General features: G+C 37.8%; 25 protein-coding genes. 9 read left to right on the top strand and 16 right to left on the bottom strand.

Translation table 11 applies throughout. The features are described 5' to 3' along the window. Positions 1-105 precede the first annotated feature (105 nt). On the top strand, positions 106-1,377 hold the full coding sequence (gene serS, locus FTV32_RS03775; RefSeq protein WP_179997729.1) for a serine--tRNA ligase: 1,272 nt from the start codon (positions 106-108) through the stop codon (positions 1,375-1,377). Between the two features lie 54 nt (positions 1,378-1,431). Here the strand turns inward: serS and FTV32_RS03770 are convergent, their stop codons facing one another. The 5 genes from FTV32_RS03770 to FTV32_RS03750 all read right to left on the bottom strand — a co-directional run bounded on the left by FTV32_RS03770 (position 1,432) and on the right by FTV32_RS03750 (position 6,444). Further along, positions 1,432-2,451 (bottom strand): helix-turn-helix domain-containing protein, encoded by a 1,020-nt coding sequence (locus FTV32_RS03770; protein ID WP_180027962.1) that lies wholly within the window; start codon positions 2,449-2,451, stop codon positions 1,432-1,434. Positions 2,452-2,607: 156 nt separating this feature from the next. Next, a complete protein-coding gene (locus FTV32_RS03765) occupies positions 2,608-3,450 on the bottom strand; it encodes a hypothetical protein (RefSeq protein ID WP_035267867.1) in 843 nt (280 codons plus the stop codon). Between the two features lie 60 nt (positions 3,451-3,510). Beyond that, entirely contained in the window at positions 3,511-4,596 is a 1,086-nt protein-coding gene (locus FTV32_RS03760) for an LLM class flavin-dependent oxidoreductase (protein ID WP_179997731.1), read from the bottom strand. A gap of 30 nt (positions 4,597-4,626) precedes the next feature. Beyond that, positions 4,627-5,148, bottom strand: coding sequence for a flavin reductase family protein (locus FTV32_RS03755; RefSeq protein WP_179997732.1), 522 nt, complete (start codon positions 5,146-5,148; stop codon positions 4,627-4,629). A gap of 45 nt (positions 5,149-5,193) precedes the next feature. Then, positions 5,194-6,444, bottom strand: a complete 1,251-nt coding sequence (locus FTV32_RS03750; protein ID WP_180027961.1) for a dienelactone hydrolase family protein — start codon at positions 6,442-6,444, stop codon at positions 5,194-5,196. 199 nt (positions 6,445-6,643) lie between these two features. On the opposite strand from FTV32_RS03750, the gene cysG reads away from it, so the two are divergent. The 4 genes from cysG (at position 6,644) to FTV32_RS03730 (ending at position 11,402) form a co-directional block, all read left to right on the top strand. Further along, entirely contained in the window at positions 6,644-8,029 is a 1,386-nt protein-coding gene (gene cysG / locus FTV32_RS03745; RefSeq protein WP_180027960.1) for a siroheme synthase CysG, read from the top strand. Positions 8,030-8,057: 28 nt separating this feature from the next. Further along, entirely contained in the window at positions 8,058-8,537 is a 480-nt protein-coding gene (locus FTV32_RS03740; protein WP_035267879.1) for a tRNA (cytidine(34)-2'-O)-methyltransferase, read from the top strand. Positions 8,538-8,987: 450 nt separating this feature from the next. Then, a complete protein-coding gene (locus tag FTV32_RS03735) occupies positions 8,988-10,322 on the top strand; it encodes a solute carrier family 23 protein (protein ID WP_180028034.1) in 1,335 nt (444 codons plus the stop codon). Between the two features lie 108 nt (positions 10,323-10,430). Continuing rightward, on the top strand, positions 10,431-11,402 hold the full coding sequence (locus FTV32_RS03730; protein ID WP_180027959.1) for an isopenicillin N synthase family oxygenase: 972 nt from the start codon (positions 10,431-10,433) through the stop codon (positions 11,400-11,402). A gap of 58 nt (positions 11,403-11,460) precedes the next feature. Here the strand turns inward: FTV32_RS03730 and FTV32_RS03725 are convergent, their stop codons facing one another. After that, the gene (locus FTV32_RS03725) at positions 11,461-12,540 is read right to left on the bottom strand and encodes a hypothetical protein (protein ID WP_180027958.1); all 1,080 of its coding nucleotides are present in this window, start codon (positions 12,538-12,540) and stop codon (positions 11,461-11,463) included. A gap of 167 nt (positions 12,541-12,707) precedes the next feature. On the opposite strand from FTV32_RS03725, the gene FTV32_RS03720 reads away from it, so the two are divergent. Beyond that, on the top strand, positions 12,708-13,160 hold the full coding sequence (locus FTV32_RS03720) for a hypothetical protein (RefSeq protein WP_143047403.1): 453 nt from the start codon (positions 12,708-12,710) through the stop codon (positions 13,158-13,160). Between the two features lie 36 nt (positions 13,161-13,196). On the opposite strand, the gene FTV32_RS03715 is transcribed toward FTV32_RS03720, so the two are convergent. The 7 genes from FTV32_RS03715 to rpoD form a co-directional block, all read right to left on the bottom strand. After that, on the bottom strand, positions 13,197-14,714 hold the full coding sequence (locus tag FTV32_RS03715) for an outer membrane protein transport protein (protein WP_092766849.1): 1,518 nt from the start codon (positions 14,712-14,714) through the stop codon (positions 13,197-13,199). Between the two features lie 307 nt (positions 14,715-15,021). Next, a complete protein-coding gene (locus FTV32_RS03710; RefSeq protein WP_035267885.1) occupies positions 15,022-16,416 on the bottom strand; it encodes an APC family permease in 1,395 nt (464 codons plus the stop codon). Between the two features lie 266 nt (positions 16,417-16,682). Then, positions 16,683-17,867: an iron-containing alcohol dehydrogenase gene (locus FTV32_RS03705; RefSeq protein WP_180027957.1), complete on the bottom strand. Its 1,185-nt coding sequence runs from the start codon at positions 17,865-17,867 to the stop codon at positions 16,683-16,685. Between the two features lie 2 nt (positions 17,868-17,869). Next, entirely contained in the window at positions 17,870-18,403 is a 534-nt protein-coding gene (locus FTV32_RS03700; RefSeq protein ID WP_035267888.1) for a hypothetical protein, read from the bottom strand. A gap of 77 nt (positions 18,404-18,480) precedes the next feature. Next, positions 18,481-19,137, bottom strand: coding sequence for a lipoyl(octanoyl) transferase LipB (gene lipB / locus FTV32_RS03695; RefSeq protein ID WP_035267889.1), 657 nt, complete (start codon positions 19,135-19,137; stop codon positions 18,481-18,483). 129 nt (positions 19,138-19,266) lie between these two features. After that, positions 19,267-19,554 carry a YbeD family protein gene (locus FTV32_RS03690; protein WP_035270687.1) on the bottom strand — a complete coding sequence of 96 codons (288 nt, stop codon included), beginning with the start codon at positions 19,552-19,554 and terminating at the stop codon, positions 19,267-19,269. A 127-nt stretch (positions 19,555-19,681) separates the two neighbouring features. Beyond that, complete coding sequence (rpoD, locus tag FTV32_RS03685; protein WP_228133303.1) at positions 19,682-21,619, bottom strand: RNA polymerase sigma factor RpoD; 1,938 nt, start codon at positions 21,617-21,619, stop codon at positions 19,682-19,684. A 297-nt stretch (positions 21,620-21,916) separates the two neighbouring features. On the opposite strand from rpoD, the gene FTV32_RS03680 reads away from it, so the two are divergent. Both FTV32_RS03680 and FTV32_RS03675 read left to right on the top strand, forming a co-directional pair. Then, complete coding sequence (locus FTV32_RS03680; RefSeq protein WP_092766845.1) at positions 21,917-22,123, top strand: PA3496 family putative envelope integrity protein; 207 nt, start codon at positions 21,917-21,919, stop codon at positions 22,121-22,123. Between the two features lie 66 nt (positions 22,124-22,189). Further along, positions 22,190-22,714, top strand: a complete 525-nt coding sequence (locus FTV32_RS03675; RefSeq protein WP_179997742.1) for a YecA family protein — start codon at positions 22,190-22,192, stop codon at positions 22,712-22,714. 26 nt (positions 22,715-22,740) lie between these two features. Here FTV32_RS03675 and FTV32_RS03670 read toward each other — a convergent pair whose 3' ends face one another. From FTV32_RS03670 to FTV32_RS03660, 3 genes are all read right to left on the bottom strand, one after another. Beyond that, a complete protein-coding gene (locus tag FTV32_RS03670; protein ID WP_257227579.1) occupies positions 22,741-23,349 on the bottom strand; it encodes a DedA family protein in 609 nt (202 codons plus the stop codon). A gap of 67 nt (positions 23,350-23,416) precedes the next feature. Next, on the bottom strand, positions 23,417-23,758 hold the full coding sequence (locus tag FTV32_RS03665; protein ID WP_180027956.1) for a hypothetical protein: 342 nt from the start codon (positions 23,756-23,758) through the stop codon (positions 23,417-23,419). A 195-nt stretch (positions 23,759-23,953) separates the two neighbouring features. Beyond that, complete coding sequence (locus tag FTV32_RS03660) at positions 23,954-24,886, bottom strand: rhodanese-related sulfurtransferase (RefSeq protein ID WP_180027955.1); 933 nt, start codon at positions 24,884-24,886, stop codon at positions 23,954-23,956. Positions 24,887-24,977: 91 nt separating this feature from the next. Here FTV32_RS03660 and FTV32_RS03655 point away from each other — a divergent pair, with 91 nt between their 5' ends. Then, positions 24,978-25,484 carry a DUF1289 domain-containing protein gene (locus tag FTV32_RS03655; RefSeq protein WP_180027954.1) on the top strand — a complete coding sequence of 169 codons (507 nt, stop codon included), beginning with the start codon at positions 24,978-24,980 and terminating at the stop codon, positions 25,482-25,484. Positions 25,485-25,491 lie beyond the last annotated feature (7 nt).

Below are 25,491 nucleotides of genomic sequence, written 5' to 3'. Positions count from 1 at the left end.
TATTTTAATTTGATTCAATAAGCTTCAGCTGTCAGCGCTTCGACTGTATTTTTTTTAACGAAGCGCTTACACTATAGGCAGTTTTTTTCCCTGAAAAGATTAACCATGATCGACCCGAAATTACTTAGAAATAATATAGAGGCTGTAAATTTAGCCTTAGCTAAACGTGGCGTGCAACTCAACGTAGAAGAATGGGCATCTTTAGAGGCTCGTCGTAAAGAAATTCAGTCTAAGACTGAAGCTTTACAAGCAGAACGTAATTCGGGTGCTAAACAAGTTGGTCAAATCAAAAAAGCAGGTGGTGATGCCTCTGAAATCATGGCTCGTATGAGCGCGATCGGAGATGAAATTAAAGCCGCTGAGCTTGCGTTAACAGAACTACAAGCTGAAATTGAAGCAAAATCACTTTCTATTCCAAACCTACCTCATGAGTCGGTGCCAGAGGGCAAAGATGAGAATGACAACGTTGAAATTTTAAAATGGGGTACGCCTCGTGAATTCAACTTTGAAATTAAAGATCACACTGATCTTGGTGAGTGGATGGGTGGACTCGAGTTCGAAACAGCGACTAAGTTAACAGGTACTCGTTTCAGTGTGCTCAAGGGTCCGCTTGCACGTTTACAACGTGCACTAACGCAGTTCATGTTAGATACACATACATTGAAAAATGGCTATACAGAAGCTTATGTACCGTATTTAGTGAATGCTGATTCATTACGTGGAACTGGTCAGTTGCCTAAATTTGAAGAAGATTTGTTCAAGCTTCAAGGTGACAAAGAATATTACTTGATCCCAACTGCTGAAGTGCCTGTGACCAATTTTGTGCGTGATGAGATTATTGATCCTGAGCGTCTACCATTGAAATATGCTGCTCATACACCTTGTTTCCGTAGTGAAGCTGGTTCTTATGGCCGTGATACACGTGGTTTGATTCGTCAGCACCAATTTGACAAAGTAGAAATGGTTCAAATTGTTAAACCTGAAGACTCTATGCAAGCATTGGAAGAGTTGACAGGGCATGCTGAGGGTATTTTACAGGCGCTTGGATTGCCATATCGTAAAATCATCCTATGCGGTGGTGATATGGGCTTTGGTGCAACGAAGACTTATGACTTAGAAGTTTGGGTACCAAGCCAAAATACCTATCGTGAAATTTCATCGTGTTCAAACATGGGGGATTTCCAGGCTCGTCGTATGAAAGCTCGTTACCGTGCTGATCAAAAGAAAACAGAGTTTGTTCATACTTTGAATGGTTCAGGTTTAGCAGTTGGTCGTACTTTGCTCGCGGTAATGGAAAACTATCAACGTGAAGATGGTTCGATTGAGATTCCTGAAGTCTTACGTCCTTATATGGGTGGACAAAGTTTTATCGATTAATCGATAAAACACAAAAAAGCTAACTCAATTGAGTTAGCTTTTTTTTTGAGTGTTTTAATGAATGAGTTGAGCACTACCTGTTTGCCTTTCAATAATTTTTTTTAAGGTCTCACTCGGTTTTTCCCCAAATGCATCTTTATACTCAAGTGAAAAACGACCTAAATGTGTAACACCCCATTTATAAGCAATTTCAGTAATATTAATTTTATGCGTAGACTGTGAAATTTCATTATAAATACATTTAAGTCGGTAATGGCGTATATAAGCATTTGGACTGCATTTTAAATATTTTTTGAAAATTGTATTCAGCTTTTTTTTGCTTAATCCAGATGCATATTCTAAATCTGAAATTTCAATTTTTTGATGTATATTTTTTTGTATGAATTCTAATAAGTGAGTAAAGAAGTCAGGATAATCTAAAGTATTTTTATAAATTAAATCACTATAGTTATTGGGTTGAGATAATAATAATGACTTCACAATAATATATTCAAAATCTGAGCGCATTTCTTGAAAAAATGAAGTATTGGTAAAATTGTTTGTGAAATTTTTAATACTGTCAATTAAATCCCACCATGCTTTAATTTTCGGGTTGTTTTGATCCATTACATTTTGAAATACCAAAGGTTCGGTAACTGGCTGAGAGATTAAATCTGAAAGTATTTTTTCAACAAAAGTCTTTGAAAAAGAAATGAATGTTTGCACACAGTCTTTGTCAATAATTAGTTCAAATTTATCTTCAGGTGAAACAATGGATGCTTGATCATAACAGGCGTAAAAAGTTTGACCATCTTTTTTAAATAGTGGTCGCCCAATTTTAGGGCGCGTTATACAAAAGTGGTTCATATTTTCATGCGTATGCGTTTTGAAAATTACATCTTTACCATATGTTAAATCCCCAATAATCATACGACCGATTTGCGATCCATTAAAACTAAAATCCAATAGTTCATATTGATTAAAATCGACTAAATCATGTGGGCCAATGATTAAATCAAGACAATGGTTGGCATCATGAATATTCTGCGTATGTGATTGAATCGTAGAAATAGACCTGTGTTGCTGGCTATACATAAATACCTCTATCCTTAGCTTGCTTATCATTACTTATGCAAAAATCAATCCATGATTTTGCTTTTTTTGTTTTATCTCAAATAAATAAATTAATCTAAAATAGTAGAATATAAAAATACTCTTTTGGTACTAAATTAGATTAATTTGATATGTTATTTAAAAGTGGTAAGCGACACGTAACATAGGGCTACTCGCGGTCGCTCCTGAACCAGCAACACCAGATGCATCATTACCATATTTATTTTTCCAGTATTGATAAGCAATCCCAGCTTTCAATTTTGGTTGATTGGCAGATTTATCTTTAAGTAAAGAATACATTAAAGACATGTCTACAAAGATTTCACTGGCGGTAGGCTCACCAAAAGGATCTTTCCCTTTGGTACTCATCCAAACACCTATGCCTTGATAATTCCAATTCGATTGCATAATAGGAAAATCCCAAAGCACTTGAAGTGCTAAGTAAGGATCATAGGTATATTTTTTACTCAGTACATTAGCATCATTGCTCTCGTAATAGCCTAGCAAACTGAGATTAAGATAGCCTGGTGTATTTAATGTAACACTTGGACCAGCAACATACATTTGTCGATTTGAACCATAATCATCATTCTTTGTATTCCAGTCAAAACCTACTGTAAAACCATATGTCTTGAACCAACTAGAATCATTCGGTTTGTGTTGCGTGATACTTGGGATATCTAAGGTATGACGATAAATTGCATATGCCTCTTGAGCTCCTCGACCAGAAGCTTTGTTTGCATTTGGTTCAGCTGAGGATTGATGCATATTGAGTTGAAAAAAATTGGTGCCATATTTATAGCCGCTTAGGTGTACAAGACTAAAAATATATTTGTCAAAATCACCGTCTTTAAATGGTTCTGAGAAATCTTGACCATAACTGACAGCCAGTGAAGTATCACTCCAATTTGCCGCTTGAACTGCAGTGCCTAATGCAAAGCAGATTGATCCAGTGAATAACCCCTTTAAAATATAATTCACAGCTAAATTCCCTCTTAAAATAAATAAGCCGACAGTGAAACTGTCGGCTTAAGTGGTGGATTAACGAATATTATGCTTTTCCAAAATTGGTAAAACATGATCACGGAAATACGGAAATTCGCGGCTATAATCGAGGAATGAAAGAGTCGTTCCTCTAAAACCAGCTTCATGTAAATCTAAAATACCTTGCGCGACTTGTTCAGGTGTACCGACTAATGGAAAGCCACCATGGCCTACACTCATTGCATCACGAATGGATTGTTGAACCTCTTTTGGGAAACTTTGAGCATGTGCAAACATTAAGCTCATCAGATTGTCAACGGCGACAGTATCAGCATTGTTTAATTGACGATCCCATTCTGCTTTGGCTTCCTCTTGTGTAGGTCTGCAAATGACATGGGAGAAGGTCATTACATTGACTTCTCGGTTTACGTCGCGACCTGCTTGTTTAAGCTCATCAATTTCAATCTTGCTTCTGCCCAAGTCTGAAGCTGGTGTAAAAAGAAAGTCCGCATTATTAACGGCAAATTCACGTCCATTTTTTGAACCAGCAGCATTGAAGATAGGCGGATGTACAAGTGGTTTTGGTTTTCCATAAGTTCCTTTGGTTTTGAAAAACTTACTTTCAAAATCAAATTTTTCTTCACTGGTCCATACTTTTTTAATCAAGTCATACCAGTCTTGTGCATAACCATAACGAGTTTCGTGATCATCAGGTAAATGTAGACCGAGTGCTTCATATTCAGGTTTATTCCAGCCTGCAACAATGTTGAGTCCAATACGACCTTGACTAATCTCAGATAGCGTTGCAATCTGCTTGGCAACTACAACTGGATGATTGGGGACAGTCTGAATTGTCGCAAAAACTGTAATGTCTTTGGTTAAAGCCAATAATGCGGCCGCCCAAGTCATGGTCTCTAAAATTGTTCCCTGAAAGTCTGTTTCACCGCCATAGCCTGTAAAGCGAGCAATCGGTAACATGAAGTCGATACCAGCTTCATCTAGCATTTTTCCTAGTTCGAGATTCTTTTCCCAGCTCGCACTCCATCGATCTTCAAGAGTTGAAATGGTCATTCCACCTGAGCAGTTAGAAGCAAATGAGCCGAGTAGAAAGCGATTATCATTGAAAAAGTGATGTTGATTCATTTTAAAAAATCCTTAAATTTCGTGAATTCGCTATACACCAGCAAATGCTTGATGAAGATTTGCTTGTTTATATTGCCCGTTATGGAACACCAATGGATTTCCAAGCTGATTACGGCAGGCTTCAATTTGTCCCACAATAATGTAGTGATCCCCAGCTTCATGAAGCTCATACTGACGACAAACAAAAGTGGTTAAGGATTTATTTAGAATGGGGATGCCCATATACTCATCAACGTCATCTAAGCCTTCGAATTTGTCATCAGAAGATTTTGAGAAATGCTTAGACTCTTGATACTGATCTTCACTCAAGATATTGATGGCAAAATATTCTGCCTGTTTGAAATCTTCGAAATGTGTCGCAGATTTTGCGATGTTCCATAAAATTAAAGGTGGATCAAGCGATACAGAAGTAAATGAGTTCGCTGTCATTCCAATTTTTTTATGATTTGAATCTAATGCAGTTACTACTGTAATCCCAGTTGCATACTGACCTAAGAGTTGGCGTAACGAGCGTTGCTCCAACTGTATTACAGGTGTCATTTCATTTAACATGATCATAATCCTTCATCTTAATTCTGATTGTCAGAATGAGTTCCTTTATTCGCCAATCGGTTTATTTTCACTGGATGGCCAAGTTGGCATCAGTTTATTTGAGGGTAAAGTTTCATCTAAAAGTTTCTTGGCAGTTTCAACACCTGCAACAGGTAGTCCAGTTGGATCTAATACGCCAATTTGCACCAGTAAACTTGCCTGATCCCAATAGATATGCTCATGACATAGTTTCGGTCCACGGAACTTGATAATGCCGAGCATTGGAATCTCTACATATTTTCCCGTCGGTTTAATTCCAGGAATTAACCAATCAATTTCCTCATCATGAGTAAAACTCATAATGAATTCATCAACGACTTGAGTTGCGCCTACAGTTCGTGAAATAGGCGTCAGTTTCATATCTTTTGGATTGTTATGAACAAAATGGTATTGATAGAAGCGAGCTAATTGTTTGTAGCCGACGCCACCTGTCAATGTTGGAATGTGATTGACATAAGGCTCTGCCACCATTGTTGCCATCGTGTCTGGAACATTTCGAGTGTCAAATTCAAATCGAACATGCTCTTCCCATAGCGCAGCAAGGTCGTAATTTGGTCCTATTGCTTTGCGTAAAGCTGTAATGGTTCTTTCATGTGCCATGAGTGCACTAGGCTTGTGATAATGCATACTCTGTGGGCGAGCAAAGGCATGATCGACATCTGGATAAATATATGTTTCGACTTTTGAGTTATTTTGCAGAGCAAGTAGGATTTGATCACGAGTGTTAGAATCACAGAACTGATCTTGTTCAGCAAAATGAAGAACCAGTTTGGATTGAATGTTGACTGCTTCTTCTAGGTTTTGCTCGATTCCTACACCGTAGTAAGAAACAGAACACTTTAAATCTGGAATGCGGCAAGCTGCGAGATATGCCAATTTACCGCCTAGGCAGTATCCGACCAATCCAGTACCTGCATCTTGATCAACTGTTTCAAGGGATTTGAGTGTTTCAATTGTAGATTTGATATCCTCAATACCCAGATCTTGATTAAATTGAGTATATAAGTCATATGCTTTTTGAAAGTCTTCTTCGGTATAACCGAGTTCTACATTAGGTTGAATACGCCAAAATAAATCAGGAACAATAACGGTATAACCTTCTTCAGCCAAAAAGTCTGCCTTTTGACGCATAACTTCATTAACACCGAAAATTTCCTGACATAACACAAGACCAGGACCTTTACCTGCTTCAGGTACTGAAAGATATGCTTTAAACGAACCTGCTGATGAATGTACATCAATATATGAACCAGCCATCTCGATAATCTCCTTTACTGTTGAACTTATCATCGGCATCAGCAGGATTTTTGACTATCCAAATAGAGTTCAAGTTTTATCCGTTTTAGGTCCCTTCATCGATATGCATCTGTTAAAAAAGCTACCACTTGCTTACTTTTAAGCAGCTTGAGTCGTGGAGAAGGTGCTAAAATAGAGTGGGCATATGAGGATCGATTCAGTGGATATTTTTCCAATTTCATTAAAATTGCAGCAGCAACCTTGTTTGATTGTCGGTGGAGGGCATATTGCATATCGCAAAGCACTGTTACTGCAAAAATCAGGAGCAAAAATTTCAGTTATTTCACCTGAGATTGAGGCGCAACTTTTAGAAATTGTCGAGAAAAGCTCTGGTCAATATATTCAAGCTCATTTTGAAGATCACGATTTAAAATTAAACGATTACCGTTTAGTGATTGCTGCCACAGATCAGCCTTTTGTGAATCAACAAGTTTTTGAAGAATGTGAAAACTTAAATGTATTGGTGAATAGTGTTGATGATCCACCACATTGCCGATTTATGGTCCCTGCAATTGTTGATCGCTCTCCACTTGTTATTTCAATTGCGAGTAATGGGACATCCCCAGTATTGTCCAGACAGATTAGAACTCAACTTGAGACTGTAATCCCGCATGGAATCGGAACATTAGCTAAAATCTCTGGTGAATGGCGACAACGTGTAAAACAAAAAATTGAAAATCCTGATGAACGCCGTATCTTTTGGGAAGAGCTGTATGCTGGACCTTTCAAAGAGCGTGTATTTAATAATAATCTGGCTGAAGCAGAAAAAATTATTCATCAGTCTTTAATAGAATGGAACAAACCCAAAGGTGAGGTTTATTTAGTTGGGGCAGGTCCAGGTGATCCCGAGCTTCTCACACTCAAAGCTTTAAGGTTGATGCAACAAGCAGATGTTGTGATTTATGACCGTTTAGTTTCTGGTGCTATTATAGAGTTATGCCGCCGGGATGCTGAAAAAATCTATGTGGGTAAAGCAAGGTCAAATCATGCTGTTCCACAAGAAGGTATTAATGCTTTACTCGTGAAATATGCGAATGAAGGCAAACGTGTCTGCCGTTTAAAAGGAGGAGATCCTTTTATTTTTGGGCGAGGTGGTGAGGAAATTCAAGAACTCTATGAGGCAGGAATTTCATTTCAGGTCGTTCCAGGAATTACCGCAGCATCAGGGTGTTCAGCATATGCGGGTATCCCTTTAACTCATCGTGATTACGCACAAAGTGTTCGCTTCTTGACTGGACATTTGAAGGAAGGTTCTCCTGAACTTCCATGGAATGAACTCGTGTATGAACACCAAACATTGGTACTGTACATGGGGCTTGTTGGATTAGAAAAAATCTGTGAAAAGCTTATTCAACATGGTCAACGAGCAGACATGCCTGTTGCTTTAATTTCTAAAGGTACGACACCAGAACAAAAAGTTGTTGTGGGGACTTTGGCAGATATCGCTTCGAAAGTGTTAGAAAATCAAATTCAGGCGCCAACTTTGACCATTATTGGTGAGGTGGTGAAATTAAGAGAACAGTTGAAATGGCAAGACGAACTGTAAAAGTCTGCTATAAAGTTGAGAAATTATTGTGATTCATGTTGTTTTATACGAACCAGAAATTCCTGCAAATACAGGAAACATTATCCGTTTATGTGCAAATACAGGAGCACAATTACATTTGGTCAAACCGCTAGGTTTTGAGCTGGATGATAAGAAGTTAAAGCGTGCTGGATTAGATTACCATGAATGGGCTCGCATGCAGATTTGGGATAATATCGAAGCTTGTCTGGAAAATCTAGCGAGTCAAGGTGTCGATCAAGATTCGATTTATCCTTTAACGACCAAAGGTACCGAAACACCACATACCTCGAATCTTAATAGACCCGTTGCTTTACTCATGGGGCCTGAAACGCGCGGACTACCTGAACATGTTCGTATGATGTTCCCAAAGCAACATTGGATTCGTTTGCCCATGGCACCAAATTCTAGAAGCTTAAATTTATCTAATGCTACGGCAGTGATTGTTTATGAAGCATGGCGACAACAAGGATTTAAAGATTTAACTTAAGTCAGTAAGGTCATCGAAAGGTGACCTTTTTTAATGCATAAAAGTTTAGTAAAACTTGGCTAATATGATGAAATATTCATTAAGAATAAAATTAAAATAATGATTTTAAATACGATTTTATTTTATATTTCGGGAATCCAATTTTTTTGAGTAAAAGTCTAAAAAATATACAAAACGGTCAAATTTTTTCATTTGTTAATGAAATTAATATTTATATAAAACAGAGTGTTAGGTTTGATTTTTGTTGATCTTAAACTAGCTGTCATCCAAATGAGATATTAGAAATTCGACCAATTGGTATATTTGTTGCTTAGCTAAAGTGAATATATGGTTCCGATAAATTTGATAGACGAACTGTGATTTGTACTTAAACGAAATGAATTTATCATTGTACAGCCAATGTCTAAAGATGTTCGACATTGGCTCACATTACCAATGGGGTGGTATGTGATGAAAGAGAATTGGTTTTCCAAATTTACTCCTTTTCAAGGAGATATTGAAAAAACTCCCGTTGCCATGAACGAGTACTTGCCTGCAGGACAAAGTATTGTACTTGGACTTCAACATACATTTGCCATGTTTGGTGCAACAGTGTTGGCACCGCTGCTCATGGGGTTTGATCCTAGTCTAACGATCCTGTTATCTGGTATTGGCACGATATTATTTTTCCTTATCACAGGTGGGAGAGTGCCAAGCTATCTTGGGGGTAGTTTTGCTTTTATTGGTGCTGTGATTGCTGTAACAGGCTATACCGGTTCAGGATTAAATCCAAATATTGGGATTGCCTTAGGTGCAATAGTGGTTTGTGGCATTTTCTATGCCTTGATGGGTTTGCTTGTAATGAAAACGGGTTCTCAATGGATGGAGAATCTTTTACCACCAGTTGTTGCTGGTGCAATCATTATGATTGTTGGATTAAATTTAGCACCTGGGGCGATTAAAGCCGTATCAGGTAATGAGTTTGATACATGGATGGCTTTGTTGACCGCAATGTGTATTGGTGGTGTCGCAGTATTTACAAGTGGAATGTTGAGACGATTATTGCTATTGGTGGGTTTGATAGTTTCGTATCTTGTATATTTTGTTTTAGCTAACATGATGGGAATGGGTAAACCAATCGATTTTAGCTCGGTTTCAAATGCGGCATGGTTTGGTTTACCAACTTTATATCAACCTGAATTTCAAATGAATGCAATTCTGCTGATTCTACCTATCGCATTTATTCTTATTGCTGAAAATCTTGCGCATTTCAAAGTTGTAAGTGAAATGACTGGCAAAAATATTACACCCTATATGGGGAGAGCATTTTTGGCAGATGGAGTATGTACCTCTATGTCTGGTGCTGTAGGAGGAACAGGATTAACTACATATGCAGAGAATATTGGGGTCATGGCGGCAACGCGTATTTACTCTACAGTGGTTTTTGTAATTGCGGGTATTGTCGCCATTATTCTGGGATTATCACCAAAATTTGGAGCACTCATTAGCACATTACCTGTCGCAATTTTGACAGGGACTTCAATGATTGTTTTCGGCTTAATTGTAATTGCTGGTGCGAAAATCTGGATCGAAAATAAAGTCGATTTTACTCAAAACGGCAACATTATTGTGGCATCAGTGACTGTGATTATGGGCGCAGGGAACTATTCGATTATGGTTGGTGGACTTGATCTCGGCGGCATTACAACGGCGACATTTGCGGGAATTATTCTAAATCTGATTTTTAATCGAGCTAAGCAAAAGCAGAATCAAATAGTAGCAGACGTTGTACCAGAAAAAACTTAAGTTTGAGACTTAGCTTTTAAGACAAATTTTAGTCAATCCTAAATTGTCGAAAGTTTCAGCAAGATAATGAAAATGTAAAAGATGTATACCTGATACAAGGGGATAAAAATGGGAATACCAGTAATTGATTTAGCAGGCGTAGATATAAACAAACCAGAAAGTGAGGCGACTAAACGTGCAGTTGCTGAACTGAGAAAAGCTGCGATGCATTCAGGTTTTTTCTATGTGAAGAATCATACAGTTCCTTTAGAAATGATGACGCGACAGTTTGCATTAGCAAAAGAATTATTGGCGCTTCCAGAAGACGTTAAGCAAAAATATGATGTACGTAATTTTTTTGGATTCCGTGGATTTGATAAACTGAATGGTCAGCAATTAGACCCTTACGGCAAGCCAGATTATAAAGAAGGGTTTTATTGTGGTCGTAATTATCCTCAAGATCATCCTTTTGCAATCGCTAAATATCAAAACTATGGTCCAAATCAGTGGCCTGAAGAATTACCTCAATGTGAATTGATTTGTCAGGAGTACATCGATGAAATGTATAAACTGGCAAATTTTCTGATGCAACTTTTGGCATTATCGTTAAATCTGCCATCGAACTATTTTGATGCTTCTAGTAAAGATCCTATGGGAACATTACGCATGTTGCGTTATCCACCTACACCTAGAGATGATGAAACATATGGCGTTGGCGCGCATACAGATTGGGGGTCAGTCACCATTTTGGCACAAGATCAAATAGGCGGATTAGAAGTGTGCATGCCTGACGGAGAGTGGGTTGCAGCACCACCAATTGAAGGAACATTTGTAGTTAATCTAGGCGATATGATTCCAAAATGGACCAATGGTCTATATCACTCCAATCCACATCGAGTAAAAAATAGTTTTTCAAATGGTGCTTATCGTTACTCAATTCCATTTTTTTATGAACCAGACTATCACGCTGTGATTGAGCCAGTTCCAGGAACATTGAAAGAAGGTGAATTACCTTTATATGCACCATGTACGGTAGGGGAGCATTTAGAAGAAATGTATAATCGTTCGTATAAAAAAGCGGAAGAGAATGCAGTAGCTTAGATCTCGCGATACAAAAAAGCATTATCCATATAATGCTTTTTTTAATTATTCCAATGATTTATGAGCGATATTGGTTGATAAACTCCTCAGAACTTAGTCCTTTTTTAGCATGATGAATTGATGCTCTTTCCGCATATATTTGTCTGATATAGCGTGCTACTTCGCAGCTATCTGCAAACATATTATATTTCCAACCCAAACCATAGGACCATAAATTAATATTATCCACGGTCATGATTTCAATATTTGTATCCTCATGATCTAAATAATGGTCAATCATCTTGCGAATGACCTCTTTGGTACAGCTTAATTTATATGCATGCCACTCATCATGAGGACACGCATTTTTTGGTGGCTGCCTAAATGGGTATTGAATGCCTCTTCCAGGGCGATTAAGACCGTGACCTTCCCATGGGCTGTATTCTTGGGACCATGTATTTAATGGTCCGTTTGGAACCGCAGGACGTATTTGCCCCCAATGCACCAAATTTTGATTTAACCAATCATCTGCAAAACTATCGCAGTTGAAAGGATCAAGTTTTCTAATCGCTTCTTGGTCATGTTGAAATGAGATATAAGATTCGATTGGATTTTCGATTTTGAAAATACAGTGGCTATAGTCCATCGCCATTTTAAATGGAATACCTTGATGATTGACTAAAGCTGCAACTTTTTCTACCCGGCGATAATCTTCAGACCAATTATCTACGTGATTTTCAAAGGTAATGGTTATACCCTTACTTTGAGCATACTCATAAAAATATAAATAGGCATCAGCAACTTGTTGATCATTAAGATAGTTGAATTTACTGTCTTTTGCTGCAAGCATAATGTTGTGGTATTTGGCGCCTACGGCACATGATAGCTCGATATTTTCTTTGAATATTTTTTCATGTTCTCCCCAAATATAGCATCCGTAACCTGAATAAACTGGAATATTGTATTTTTGACTCCCTTTAATGTAATCATCAATCATTTCACGATGAGTCGGAATGTGATCGATAAAATCCCACACGCTCGATTCTGCAAGTAGATCGAATTTTTCCATTATTGATGGTTCTTCAAGAGATACTGGATGTTCAAATGATGAGGCTTGTATGCCTAGTCCAGCACAGCCTAATGGAAACATTTTTTTCATAAATTCAATACCAAAAATATATAATTAAATCAGTGAATTGATAATGCAAAAAAAATGCCTTAATCCCTTAATATTTCAATCTATTACATTATTAAAATGGCTTTTTTAAAATATCAGTTGTCTAATACGAACATAAATTTATCGAAATAAATTAGATACGGGGATGTATGATTAAAAACATTAAAAAATACAGCTATGGAATTATAGTAATCATCTGTGCAGGAATGACGACCTCTAAAGTGATGGCACAAAATGAAAATAAAGAACAAGCGGATTTAAATAATATTAATCCATTGACTCAACAGGAAATCGATCAAGCATTAGCTCAGATGAAAGTAAAAATGTTCAAAAATTTGGAAAATTGGAGTACGGCGTTAAAACGAAATGATTTCGAGCGGACAGGAAAAAATTTGGTGTTAAAAAGTAACAAACAGCTTGAATTATGTCATATATATCAAGCTTCTGTAGATGAAACATATTCTTTAGCGCAAAAAAATCGCCATCGTATGTCTATAGATGAACAGAAAATTGTGGATGATCGAAACAGGTTTATTGAGTATTTGGGATTCAAAGATAATCAAATTGATACTAAATTAGGTTTTAGTTGTCGATTAATTTAAAAAAAGCACGGATGAAGAATCCGTGCTTTTTAAACTCTAGAAACGGTAACCAATTTTAAAGCTATATCCAATAGCTGTATTGTCTTTAAAATCTGCATCATAGCGATCGGTTCCGAACCAACTAGCAGATTGAGCTTTTGCATCACCTAACCAAAAATATCGTGCACCCGCTTGAATGAATGTATTTTTATTAAAGCTGTACTGACCACCTAATCCTGCACTCCAAAAACCTTCAGATGGACCTAAAGTTGAAACATATTCACCTGCACCAGAGTCCCATCCTCCGATAATGGTCAATGCGAGTTTTTCATTTAATTTTCTTGCAATACCGAATGTTGCAGATATTTGATCTTTTTCATAAGCGATTAAGTCGAAACCACGAGGTCCTTTACCTTGTCCCTCCGTAATAGAAGAAGTTAAAACTCCAAATTTGTATGGACGGATTTTGAACTCAGACCAATCTACCCAACGTAAATTGATATAAGCTAATGTATCAGCCATGATACCTGATTGGAAATCTAGGTTAACTGATTGTGGAGTTGATGCTGAGGTTTTACCTTCTGTATATTGGTAGTCGGTACCAAGTGCCCCAATTTTATCTACAATATGCCACCCAGGATGTACAATAGGTAATGTATCTGTAATCACTTCAGGCATACTTTCTTCAGCTTGAACTGAATAAGAAATTTTTGATCTGTAGGTTAATGAAGCTCTTAATGCAATTTCAGGAATTTGAAATGCAGCACCCGCTAGCCAACCAAAAGCACCTTCTTCAGGCATACTTGCTTTATAGCCTTGATAATCTTTTCTTGTATCACGACCAAGAAGATCTCTTGAACCTGTACCTTTTTCCTTAAAAGTACTACACAGTGCTACACCACTAGTCTGTGAATTACATAAATAACCTCCCAAAAGACTGTAAGCAGTTCCTTGTAAACTAAGATCACCTTTTACTGTTTGATAAACTGGGCCTGCATAAAAATTAAGGTGTTCATTAGGTTGGAAGCCTACGACTAGAGATAAACTATTTGTCGAAACTTCAGCCTCTGTACTGCCATACTCACTGTGAAATGCACCATATTTTGTCGCAGATTCAAGGTCACCTAATGGCAATCGTCCTGAGCTGTTGACTCTGGAATGTTTTTTATCAGAATTTGAATAAGAGGCTTTTGCTCCGAAAGGTTGGTCATAAATTAAACCTAATGAAATATTGTCAGTCACTTGAAATTTTAAATTAATATTTGCAAATCCGAACGTGTCTGCAATATCACTTAAATTTGAGCCCGCAATTTCCCCACCTGCGTTAATATCATCTGCTGTAGGCATATTCCAACCATTCGGGTCTCTTAATCCTGCAGATGCAGGGCCCGAAGGTTCAGTTCTCATTGTTCCTGAAAGATCAGCATCCAAAATTGAGTAACTAAAATCTACATAGTTTCCTGGCTGTAAAAAGCCATTCATCGATTGGCCTGAACGATCCATAGCTGCAGCATAAGCGCCCGCGGTTGGAAACATTGCGACCAAAATCGCCCCAGTAAGTGTATTCAAACGCATTATTACATTCCCTGTGTAATGAATATTATTAGAGCTTTTACTCAAATATTTTGCTCTTTATACACATCGTGTAATTTTTGGTCAATGAGTATCCTGACAAATATGTAATTTTTTGCCAATCATTTTTTATTTAATTTCATGTATTTGCGTTTAAATGTGTTATTTGTCTCATTATTTTGAAATAAAGCTGCATATTATGATGTAGAGTTTATTTTTTAAATCAGAAATTTTGATTGATGTTTGATCATTTTGGTCAATTTGCATAATAAAAAAAGGCGCCTAAGCGCCTTTTCTAAAAAATCAATTTTTAACGATCATTAAACTCATCATGTTGAGGAGCAGGGTATTTAAAGCCTTTGGTTTTATAACCTAAATACAAAATACCACCAATCGCCCAAATCAAACCATATTTAAGCGATGCTTGATCGACCTCAAGCCACAATGCAAATACTGCAATAAAGCCGAGTAATGGTACGATAACGAAATTAATAATTTCTTTGGCTGTTTTAGTACGACCATCGCGTAACGCATACCGTGAGATAACAGATAAGTTCACAAAGCTAAATGCTGTTAAAGCACCGAAGCTAATTAATGAAATGACAAAGTCTAAATCCATAAAACCAGCGGTTAATGCGACTGCACCTACAATCATGATGTTATATGATGGAGTGAAGTTTTTAGGGCTGATGTGACCAAAAATTTTCTTATTGATGACACCATCGCGTCCCATAACATACATGAGGCGTGATACACCTGCATGTGCAGAAATACCTGATGCCATAACAGTAATGATGGCAAATGCAAGTACATAAGACTGGAACAAAGATCCACCAACCAACAACAAAATTTCAGGTTGAGTTTCTGCAATATTCTGGAAGTATGATCCCGGATTATTAGGGAAATAGATCTGCATGAAATAAGTGCTGACGATAAAGATAATCCCTGCAATTAACGCAGTTAAGAAAATCGCTTTTGGTAGCGTTTTCTCAGTATCTTTAGTTTCTTCAGCGAGAGAACTGAGTGAGTCAAATCCTGTGAATGAGAAGCAGAGTAATGTCGCACCTGTGATTAAGGCACCCACTGAAGTTAACTCATTCCAAAATGGTTCTAAACTCCAAAGTTGGTAGCGTTGTTCAGCAGAGATTGGACCATCCGCGTTATATCCCATTTGGAGCTTGGTATAGACCATCCATGTAAATACAGCGATCACAATTAATTGTACGAATACAATTAAGCTGTTGAAATTTGCAACAAATCGCGCACCACGAAGGTTAATACCTGTCATAAATGCTGTTAACACAATGACCCAGACCCAATGATTGACATCAGGGAATAAAGCCTCAAGATAAATCACCGCAAGGATGATGTTGACCATGGGGGAGAGCAGGTAATCTAACCATGATGACCAGCCAACCATAAAACCAACGTTAGGGTGGATAGATTTTTGAGCATAGGTATACGCTGAACCTGAAGATGGATATCTACGGATCATATGACCATAACTCAATGAAGTCAGTAGGATTGCAACAAGTGCAAAAATATATGATGTAGGAACGTGGAAATTACTTTCTTCTGATACCAAACCGAAAGTATCAAACAACGTCATTGGCTGAATATAAGCTAAACCGATAATAATGATGTGCCAGAGTCCTAGCGTTTTTTGCAGTTTAGCTGCCGATTGAGTCCCAGTTATATTAGTCAACGGCTTTATCCTCTTAATCGTTGATCAAGGATCAGTCAAATCAATTAAGGATCGTTTGAGACGAACGATCCCCCCTAATGTTTTTTCAAAAGTGCGCCAATCTAAACCATATTGGTGCAGTTTGTCAGTAGTTTGTGTGAGTTTTTTAGCAGGATTTATGCCAAAAGTATTGAACTCATGAGTTAAAACAACTAACAAATGAAAAGCCTGATGTCTAAAAAAACATCAGGCTAGTTTTAAGCGTATCTTTACTTATTTTGAGAAAATTACCAAGCTTTTTCTAAGATAGATTTCAAATCTTTTAATGTCGCTTCTTTAGGGTTGAAAATGATAGATCCGTCATTTAACGCTTTTTCGGCAACTTCATCTAATTGAGATTGCGTAACTTTGCCTGTCTCACGTAATGTACGTGGCAGTTTAGTTAAATCATAAATGCGATCACGCATTGTGTTGATAATCGCAATAGCTTTATCTGCACGTTGATTTGCTGGTGTCTGTGCATAGATATCAGTACCTGCAAGCGGTAGTAACAGGTCAGCAATCTTATCGCCGTTCACATCCTTGTTGTAATCGAGCACATAAGGGAGGAATAAGTTCATGCACAAACCATGTGGTAAGTGAGCAACTGCACCTAGAGCGTGTCCAAGGGAGTGAACAATACCGACCATTGCATTTGAGAATGCAATTCCAGCCATGGTTGATGCTTGAGCAAGTTCTAAACGGGCATCAGCATCTTTTGGATTTTCCAAAACTCTAAACAAGTTTTCACTAATTTTTTTAATTGCAGCAGTAGCGTAAGCATCACTAATAGGATTCGCTGCCAAACACGTATAGGCCTCAACAGCATGTGTCATTGCATCCATTCCTGTCATTGCTGTCAGGTGTGGAGGTAATGTTAAAGTCATACGTGGATCTAAAATTGCAGCACTAGGCATTAAATATTTTGAAGCAAATGCCATTTTTTGATTATTCGCTGTATCTGAAACCACAGCAACCATCGTGACTTCAGAGCCTGTACCTGATGTTGTTGGGATAACAAAAAAAGGCTTTAATGGGCGAGGTAGGTTGTGAGCTCCTGAATATTTCAGCAGATCATCGCCTCCTTCCGAGACGAGAATATTGGCAGCTTTTGCTGTATCGATGACTGAACCACCACCAATTGCAATGATGGCATCGCATTGATTGTTACGATACATCTCAGTCACTGCTTTTACTGTTTCTAAACTTGAGTCCGGCGGAACTTCATCAAAAATTGAGCCAATTCTTACTTCTGTCGCTGCAAAAGCAGCTTCCACTGGTTCAAGTAGACCATTGGCACGTACGCCTTTGTCTGTGATGATGAGTGGTTTTTTTGAACCCATTGAATCTAGCTCAAATGGAATGTGTTCAAGCGCAGCATTACCAGCAATCACTTTAACTGGACAGAAAAATTCGTAATATGGTTTAGCCATGCTTAAGCACTCCCTTTAATATATGACTGAGCAACTTTGAGATAAATATTTGCTGCACCTGTCAATTTTTCTTTTAATGACAGATTGACTGGATATTCTTTGACTGCAAGTTCAGCGACTAATTTTGGAAGAATAAGGGCTTCCATTTTATTCAGACAACGCACTAAACGTATTGCATGACCTAAATCGCCATCAGCAATCATACGGTCATTTGCAAATGCTTGTGCAGTACTTTCTTGGAAAGAAAATACCAAAAAAGCATGATGCATATGTTTAAAGGTAATCGTTAAATCTGGTTTTTTTGATGCATGGTCGATTAAGACAAGTTGATGTTGTGGATTCACTTGTGCAATAAATGCTGCATCACTGTTGAAAACGTCCATTGAAATCGTGAAGCCGACAGGAAATTTAGCAATTTCCTGTTTTATTTCTTCATCGACTTGACTTGCCATCGCTAAGCCTCTGCCAATCACGTCAAGCATGAGTTTGACATAAGCTTGTTCTAGCGCGGGCTTTACAGAGTTAATAGAAATCACTCACTTGTCCCTTATCACATAGTTTTATAATTTAGAGTAAATACTCTAAAATTATCTAATGACAAAGTAAAGGAGTTTTAATGATCATTCACGATAATTTGACTGAACAGGTCACTTTTTTTTAGATAGGCAATGAGGTCTTGAACTAACATATCAAAACTTGGGTAGGGATTTATCAAATCAGAGATTCTGACCATTTCAAGACCTGCATAACCACATGGATTAATAGTTTGGAAGCCTTCCAGGTCACAATCTATATTAAGTGAGAGTCCATGATAACTGCGACCTTTTCGGATTTTAAAGCCCAGAGATCCAATTTTTCTACCATCAACATAAACACCAGGTGCATCTGGTTTAGCATAAGCTTCGATACCGTATTTTTTTAATAAATCGATCATGACATTTTCTGCATAGCTGACTAAAGTACGGACATTCCAGCCTAATCGATTTAAATCAAACATAAAATATGCAACTAATTGTCCTGGACCATGCCAAGTGACTTGTCCACCACGATCAGTTTGAACAACTGGGATATGGCTAGGCACTAATATATGTTCTGGTTTGCCAGCTTGTCCTTGGGTAAGCACAGAATTGTGCTGCAAAATCCAAAATTCATCTGCTGTTTGTTCGTCACGCTGTTCTGTCATCAGCTTCATTTCTTGGAAGCGATCTTCATAAGAAGTGGTTTGGGTATAGTGACGAATAATCAATTGAGGTTTGGTTTTGACATCCACGGAGGTTAAGGCTCACATTCAAAAATGAGTTTTATTATAGACAATATTGTTGAATTAAGTGTGACCTAGGCACATACTTGATGAATAATTAACAAACATAAAAAAACACGCATGAAGCGTGTTTTTTTATTAAAGTGCAGTTTTAATTAAAGGGCAAGCAGCCAAGTCTGCATATACTTGATGTACTTGCTCAAGCTCTTCAAAACGAAGTTGCGCAGTAATTGAATGATACTTGCCTGTACGCGATGGTGTCACTGTCATTGCATTCCCATCAAAATCAGGGAAATGTTTAACAAAAATGTCATTCACGGCTTTGCGTAAATCCTCACCTGCAAGACCAATCAATTTAATTGGATAATCCATCGGAAACACCCAAAGATGTTCTTGTAGTTCGCGTGATGGAGTGCGATCGATCATGTCAGTCATAGGACACCTCATTAGTAAAAATACCTGCTAGGCGCAGGTATTTAGAATTATTTGCTACATGCTTTATATTATGGGGGAGTGTCCCACATATTCAAGCCTGTATTATCCTATGGATAGATTAGTCATTCTCAAGGAACGAGCGTAAATGTTCAGAACGCGATGGATGACGTAATTTACGTAACGCTTTTGCTTCGATCTGTCGAATACGTTCGCGTGTTACATCAAACTGTTTACCAACTTCTTCCAACGTGTGGTCCGTCGGCATATCAATACCAAAACGCATCTTCAAGACTTTAGCTTCACGTTCAGTGAGGTTTTCAAGTACCTCACGTGTTGCTTCTTTCAAGCCTTCTGAAGTTGCAGCATCAACTGGTGAAGTGATGTTACCATCTTCAATGAAGTCACCAAGATGTGAGTCTTCATCATCACCGATCGGTGTCTCCATCGAAATTGGTTCTTTAGCGATCTTAAGCACTTTACGAACTTTGACTTCATCCATTTCAAGGCGTTCACCTAACTCTTCAGGCGTAGGTTCACGTCCCATTTCTTGAAGCAATTGACGAGATACGCGGTTGATCTTGTTAATGGTTTCAATCATATGTACAGGGATACGAATCGTACGTGCTTGGTCAGCAATTGAACGAGTAATCGCCTGACGAATCCACCAAGTTGCATAAGTCGAGAACTTATAACCACGACGGTATTCAAACTTATCTACGGCTTTCATCAAGCCAATGTTACCTTCCTGAATCAGATCGAGGAACTGTAAACCACGGTTGGTATATTTTTTCGCGATGGAGATGACCAAACGTAAGTTCGCCTCAACCATTTCTTTTTTAGCACGACGTGCTTTTGCTTCACCAATCGCCATACGTTTAGAAATATCTTTAATTTCACGTACAGTAAGGTCGAGATCTTTTTCGATATCAGCGATTTTTTGTTGGAAAGCAAGAACGTCAGGGCGTACTTTCTCTAAGTATGGTTTTTGGTCAGCAGTGGCTTTAGCAATTTGCTCATCTAACCAAGCTGGATTTGATTCTTGACCAGGGAACGTTGTACGGAATTGAGTACGATCCATACGACCACGACGAACTGCGTAGCGCATTACTTCACGTTCTGCTGTACGAATTTGTTCATGCGTGCCACGAATCATTTCAGAAATGATGTCAAACAAACGTGGTGTGAACTTAAACATCATAAAGACGGTTGCGAGCGACTCAAGAGCTGCTTTACCTTCTTTACTGTTACGACCATGTTTTGCGATCGCATCTTTAGTCGCATTCCACGCAGCTTCTAGCTCTGCAAAACGCACTTTTGCGATTTCAGGGTCTGGACCTGAATCACCCTCAGAATCATCATCACTTTCAGACTCTTCTTCATCATCGTCATCAAGTTTTACATCTTTAGTTGGTTTAGTCTCTGTTTCTTCTTCAAGATCAGCATCAACTTCTTCTAAAACTTCTGGAATTTCTTCATCAGACTCTGGATCTAAATAGCCTGAAAGGATATCGGCTAAACGACGCTCGCCAGTTTCGTAATCTTTATATTCTTGTAATACAACTTCAACCGCATTTGGCCAATAAGCAATTGAGTTTAAAACGTCACGAATACCTTCTTCGATACGTTTTGCAATCTGAATTTCGCCTTCACGAGTCAACAGTTCAACTGTTCCCATTTCTCGCATATACATACGAACAGGGTCAGTTGTACGACCAGGCTCATTTTCTACAGATGCTAAAACTGCAGCTGCTTCTTCTTCAGCAACTTCGTCAGTCGTTTCTGCGCTACTACCATCAAACATTGCATCGTCAGATTCTGGCGCACGTTCGTGTACAGGAATACCGACGTCTTGAAGCATCTGAATGATATCTTCAATCTGTTCGCTTTCAGTGATCGAGTCTGGGAGATGATCGTTAACCTCAGCGTAGGTTAAGTAACCTTGTTCTTTGCCTCGGCTAATCAGAGCCGCTACTTGTGAAGTAGGGGAATGCATATCGCTCATCTTTGCTCTCTTCTCGTTGAATCTGTGGCGGGGAAAAACCGTGCATTCTAGCACAATTAACTTATCTTTAGTATCGTATTAACTCAGTATAATTGGTTTTGAAAACCAATGAATTAAGTTGTTTAAGTCAATATTGGGTCAAAATTGTTCATTTCAAGCACATCATGCTTTTTATTTTAAACCAGCAATAAGGCTCTGATCCTTGATTAAATAATGACATATTTTTTTGTCCAAAAAAAACTAAAATTTTTATAAATATCAGCGAAAAATAAAATAAAACTTGACAAGTATTCTGAACAAAGATAAATAGCGCCTAGCCCCATTCATTTTTTCACACATGAGGTAGTTTTAGTGTCTTCTACAGATTTTGAACTAGATGATAACTACGGTGATGATGATGTTAGTTTTGATGAAACTACGAGCAAAATTAGCGCCAAAGAATCATTAGAAAAGCGTCGCTTGATTGATGACTTACTTGCACAGCGTCGTTTAGATCGTGAATTGAAAGATCTTGAATATGATTTTGACGATGATGATTTCGACGATGATGAAGACTAAATTAGATTGGGTATCCTGATCTAAAATGTTATTCTACGAAATTAAGATACAACCTTTGGAAATATAATGAGTGCATTAGATTTAGACTTGTTAAGTGACTACTTAGATGGCGACCAAAATGAGCATGGTCTAGATTTTGCTGCAACTCATGGTTTTTTGTGTGCGACAGCTGTAGGTCCTCAATTTGATCGTTGGTTGGATGAGTTATTTGACAATAATCAAAAGAAAGTGCCTGCAGAGATCGTAGCTCAAATTAAACTTTGGTTAGAAGATTTACGTCAAAAACTTGCCAATGAAGAAGGTATTGAATTTCCTTTTGAAATTGAAGAAGCAGATGTAGAGTCAAGCCTTGGGGATTGGAGTGTAGGCTTTGTCGATGCAATGTTCTTAAATGAAGATGCATGGTTCACACCTGAGTTTGAAGAGCAATTGGTTGATCTCACTCTGCCAATTATGGTGTTTAGTGGAGTTGACGAAGAAGATCCTCAAATGGAGTCTTTCCGCCGTAACGGTCAATTAATGGATGAGCTTGCAGAGGAAATTCCAGATAACTTGAATGAATTGTATTTGATGTATCATACGCCGAACTAATTAAAAAGCACCGTAAGGTGCTTTTTTTATTTTGAGTTCTTTCTTTTTTGTCTGCGGTACACAATCCAAATGATTATGCTGATCACAATAGCGAGAATGAGATAGCTTACTTGGCTAAATATTTTGTGCATCATTTCAGTATTATTTCCAAAATAATAACCCACATATGCTAAAAAGGTGGTCCATATAACCGTGCCTAAACCACTATAAAACATAAACTTTACAAAAGGCATTTTGCTCATGCCTGCAGGTATACTAATCAGAGATCGTGCTGCTGGAACCATACGTCCAAAAAAAACGATTCGATGTCCATATCTTTCAAACCATTCTAATGATTTATCAACATCAGCTACTTTAATAAATAAATACTTGCCATATTTCTCAACGAACGCATAGAGCTTTTGATCAGAGATCTTACGTCCTAACCAATACAGCGTAGCGGCAGCTAAGAGCGAACCTATACTTCCTGAAATAATGACACCGATCAAAAGTAATTGACCCTGAGAAGCGGTATAGCCAGCTGAAGGCATAATAATCTCTGAGGGTATAGGTGGAAAAACATTATCGAGAAACATCAATAGAGCAATGCCGAAATAGCCCATTTGCTCCATCACTGAAATGATCCAATCTTTCATAAGTGATTTGTATTTTAAAGTTAAACCTATGCTAGATGTTTTTAAGAAAAAATACAGTGAAATTAAGTTAATGCATTAATTTAGGATGTTGAATTTGTATAAGTGTATGAACATAGACTTCTCGTAGGATATAGCTGACGAGAAGGGGAGCTATGCTGATGATGAAGATAAGACTCATTGAATTTCTCATCTGAAAACCGATTGCTAAAGCAATAATTGCGCCGATACAAGCACCTAACGTTACGATAAAATAATGGGATTGGTTTCGTATATGCAATTTAACATCAGAATTATGTGAATCGAGATATGTAAATTTTAAATGTGTCGGTACAGCTGATACACGATCTAAATGATTATGGTGAGCAAAATTCCGTTGAACAGGAAGATATTTGAATGGCACTCGATTCATGACTTTCATCCTTGAGCTAAATTTATTTCCTTCGTATTAAATTTATCTGAATGACTTCATGTGTTTTGTGTTGTTATAAAATAACTTTGTAATGGTGATATATCAGAATTGAAATTTTGTTTGTTCAATGTAAAAAGCGTCATCTACACTGTAATGTAGACAACGCTTTTGTAAGTTAAATAAAATATTTTTTATTTATAGGCGTTTACGTTTTGCAGCAATAATCTGAGACTGGCGCATACGGAATCCCTCTTTCTGCTTTTCTGTTGTTTTATCGATACAATAAACACATGATACGCCATGTTCGTAACTTGGTAATGCTACTTCTTCAGGGGTTAATGGCCAACCACAAGCATGGCACTTCACATTTTGACCTTCTTCCACTCCGTGTGTAACCGCAGTACGACCATCAAAAACAAAGCATTCACCTTCCCATAAACTTTCTTCAGGAGGGGTTTCTTCTAAATATTTAAGAATACCACCTTTGAGGTGATATACCTCTTTAAAGCCTTCTTGAAGAAGTAGTGAAGTTGATTTTTCACAACGAATCCCGCCTGTACAAAACATGGCAATCTTTTTATCTTTATGCTGTTCAAGATTGTTTTTTACATATTCAGGGAATTCGCGGAACGTTTCAGTTTTTGGATCAATTGCCCCTTTGAATGTGCCTGCTTTGTATTCGTAATCATTTCTTGTATCGACTAAGATCACGTCATCACGTGCAATGAGTTCGTTCCATCCTTTAGGGTCTAGATAGTGACCAACTAAGTCGCGTGGCTTCACTGGAACACCTAAAGTCACGATTTCTTTTTTATGTTTGATTTTCATTTTACGGAATGGTTTTTCGTCACTGTGTGACTCTTTATATTCCATATCATTAAATCCTTCATTTAAAAGGAATTGATGAATGACATCAATTGCATGACGGTCACCTGCAACTGTTCCGTTAATCCCTTCATGGGCAACAATAAGAGTACCGCATAGGTTGATGGTTTTTACCAACTCAAGTAATTTTTGTTGAAGTGCTAGAGAATCTTCAACCTCTTTAAATTGATAAAGTGCCGCAACAACCCAACCAGTGGTCGCTTGCTGTTCTACAGGTGCAAGCTGTTCTACAGTAGCGTTCATGGAGTACTCCAAATGTATTAATATAGGGATAAAATCAGGCGCGTATTCTAACGCGATTTTTGAAAATATGCGAGAAAGCCATAGAAAATTTATGGTTTTATATGAGGAAAATGTTTTGAATACAGCGCGTCGAATCCCTTCATTAACACCATGTGCGGGACGTTGTTCAACAGTGTTTGGTGATGCGGTATGTCGTGGTTGTCGACGTTTTAATCACGAAGTAATTCAGTGGAATACTTATAATGAGGAACAACGACTGAGTATTTGGAAACGTTTAGATCAACAACTGGATCAAATTTTGGTTCCAATGCTTCCTCATGCTCAACTTTCTGAGGTGGAAAAATTCATTGAATCAAAAAGAATCCGAGTATTGGAGAATGCTTCAAAAGGCCGAAAATTATATCATGCGCTTAAAATTTGTGAAAAAAACAAGCATTTAGCAGAGCAGAGTGGTTTAGGTATTTCAGCTCCACATGTTAAACCGATCTGGACTGAGTTTGAACGTCGGGTTCTAGCTTTGGCGAATGCCAGTTATGAATTAGCTTGGTTAAGAGCAGATGGGATTAGCCAGAGCTTGCAGTTGGTGGATGAAGAGTAATTCTATG

Origin of the sequence: Acinetobacter sp. YH16032, assembly GCF_013417345.1 — a bacterium.
GTDB lineage: Bacteria > Pseudomonadota > Gammaproteobacteria > Pseudomonadales > Moraxellaceae > Acinetobacter.
This window is presented reverse-complemented; position numbering and strand designations above follow the sequence as displayed.

Coding starts and splice junctions, on each gene's coding strand:
- FTV32_RS03755 (WP_179997732.1), bottom strand. CDS start 5,148: ATGTTAAATGAAATGACACCTGTAATACAGTTGGAGCAACGCTCGTTA.
- FTV32_RS03770 (WP_180027962.1), bottom strand. CDS start 2,451: ATGTATAGCCAGCAACACAGGTCTATTTCTACGATTCAATCACATACG.
- FTV32_RS03750 (WP_180027961.1), bottom strand. CDS start 6,444: ATGGCTGGTTCATATATTGATGTACATTCATCAGCAGGTTCGTTTAAA.
- FTV32_RS03660 (WP_180027955.1), bottom strand. CDS start 24,886: ATGAACGCTACTGTAGAACAGCTTGCACCTGTAGAACAGCAAGCGACC.
- FTV32_RS03735 (WP_180028034.1), top strand. CDS start 8,988: ATGAAAGAGAATTGGTTTTCCAAATTTACTCCTTTTCAAGGAGATATT.
- FTV32_RS03760 (WP_179997731.1), bottom strand. CDS start 4,596: ATGAATCAACATCACTTTTTCAATGATAATCGCTTTCTACTCGGCTCA.
- FTV32_RS03675 (WP_179997742.1), top strand. CDS start 22,190: ATGAGTGCATTAGATTTAGACTTGTTAAGTGACTACTTAGATGGCGAC.
- FTV32_RS03720 (WP_143047403.1), top strand. CDS start 12,708: ATGATTAAAAACATTAAAAAATACAGCTATGGAATTATAGTAATCATC.
- FTV32_RS03730 (WP_180027959.1), top strand. CDS start 10,431: ATGGGAATACCAGTAATTGATTTAGCAGGCGTAGATATAAACAAACCA.
- serS (WP_179997729.1), top strand. CDS start 106: ATGATCGACCCGAAATTACTTAGAAATAATATAGAGGCTGTAAATTTA.
- FTV32_RS03655 (WP_180027954.1), top strand. CDS start 24,978: ATGGTTTTATATGAGGAAAATGTTTTGAATACAGCGCGTCGAATCCCT.
- FTV32_RS03665 (WP_180027956.1), bottom strand. CDS start 23,758: ATGAATCGAGTGCCATTCAAATATCTTCCTGTTCAACGGAATTTTGCT.
- FTV32_RS03725 (WP_180027958.1), bottom strand. CDS start 12,540: ATGAAAAAAATGTTTCCATTAGGCTGTGCTGGACTAGGCATACAAGCC.
- FTV32_RS03715 (WP_092766849.1), bottom strand. CDS start 14,714: ATGCGTTTGAATACACTTACTGGGGCGATTTTGGTCGCAATGTTTCCA.
- FTV32_RS03705 (WP_180027957.1), bottom strand. CDS start 17,867: ATGGCTAAACCATATTACGAATTTTTCTGTCCAGTTAAAGTGATTGCT.
- FTV32_RS03690 (WP_035270687.1), bottom strand. CDS start 19,554: ATGATCGATCGCACTCCATCACGCGAACTACAAGAACATCTTTGGGTG.
- FTV32_RS03670 (WP_257227579.1), bottom strand. CDS start 23,349: ATGAAAGATTGGATCATTTCAGTGATGGAGCAAATGGGCTATTTCGGC.